Here is a 1184-nt window from a genome sequence, read left to right as displayed (position 1 = left end):
GATCTTGGATTCGGCACGGCTCACGCGATTGCGCACGCGCTGCAGTGCTTCGTCGATCACGACTTCGGGCTCGAACTCGAGGGTGATGAGACTCACGCCTTCGGCCGAGGTCGAGCTCATCTTCTTCAGATCCTTGACGCCCGTCAGCTCGTTCTCGAGGGGGTTGGTTACCAGCGACTCGATGTCGGCGGGCGCGACCCCCGGGTAGGGCGTGCTGACCATGATGAAGGGCACGTCGATATCGGGTGCAGCCTCCCTGGGCAGCGACAGGTACTCGACGATACCAAAGGTGAGCACGCAAAGCGCCACCACGAGCACGGTGGGCGCCCGTTCGACCAGGGTCTTGATCATGGGCTCGCCTCGGCGCTCGCACTCTGGCTCGCAGCGGCTTGCGCAACAGGAAACACGACCCTGCCCTTGGTACAGCACTCGCCCTGGCGTGCCAGGATCAACGCATCGCCGTCGGACAGCGAGCGCTGGCCCACGACGACGACCATTTCGCCGCCCTTCAAACCGCCTTCGACCACGATCTGATCGCCGATCACCTGACCCAGCGTGAGCGGCCGCCAGCGCGCGACCGACTGCTCGTCCACGATGAACACGCCGTTGCCGTCGAGTCGCGTCACCAGCAGTTCCTGGGGCATGATCAACTGCTCGCGCTCGGCCACTTGATGAAACTCGACCTTCGCGATCATCCCCGGCCTCAGGACTTCGTCGCGATTCGGCACCTCGGCCTTCACCATGAAACTGCGCGTACGAAGGTCAGCCGTGGGCTCGATCCGGGTCAGCTTGCCCTCGAGCGAGCGGCCCGAGCCGGCCGCCGTGATCACCGCCTTGCCACCGACGCTCAAGCTGCCGACGTCGCGATCGCTCACCGACACGGACACGACCGCAGGGTCCAGCTTGACCCTGCGCACGCTGGGCGCTCCGGGCGGGGCAACCTCGCCCTGTTCCACGTGGACGTCCGCAACCGTACCGCCGAACGGCGCCCTGACGGTGGTGCGGCGGACTTGAATCTCGGCGATGCGATGCTGGGCGCGGGCGCGCTCCACGCGCGTACGCGCCGCATCCACGCGCGCCTTGGCGATCGAAGCGCCGAGCTTCTCGAGACGCGCCAGCTCGCGTTCGGCTTCCTGCAGCTCCACGAGCGTCAGGTCCCGCTGGGCCACATGCATGCTCTCGTC

The 1184-nt window shown here is 66.6% G+C and carries 2 protein-coding genes; both read right to left on the bottom strand.

Features of this window, described 5'->3' with window-relative positions; all coding sequences use genetic code 11:
• A partial coding sequence (locus MJD61_13670; GenBank protein MCG8556320.1) for an efflux RND transporter permease subunit occupies positions 1–351 on the bottom strand: 351 nt, incomplete at its 3' end.
• Positions 348–1184: efflux RND transporter periplasmic adaptor subunit (locus MJD61_13665; protein MCG8556319.1), on the bottom strand; the 837-nt coding region annotated here is incomplete at its 5' end. The genes MJD61_13670 and MJD61_13665, both read right to left, overlap by 4 nt.

Source organism: Pseudomonadota bacterium (assembly GCA_022361155.1).
In the GTDB taxonomy this organism is placed as follows: domain Bacteria; phylum Myxococcota_A; class Polyangia; order Polyangiales; family JAKSBK01; genus JAKSBK01.
The sequence above is the reverse complement of the archived record's forward strand: the minus strand, read 5'-3'. Positions and strand labels throughout refer to the sequence as shown.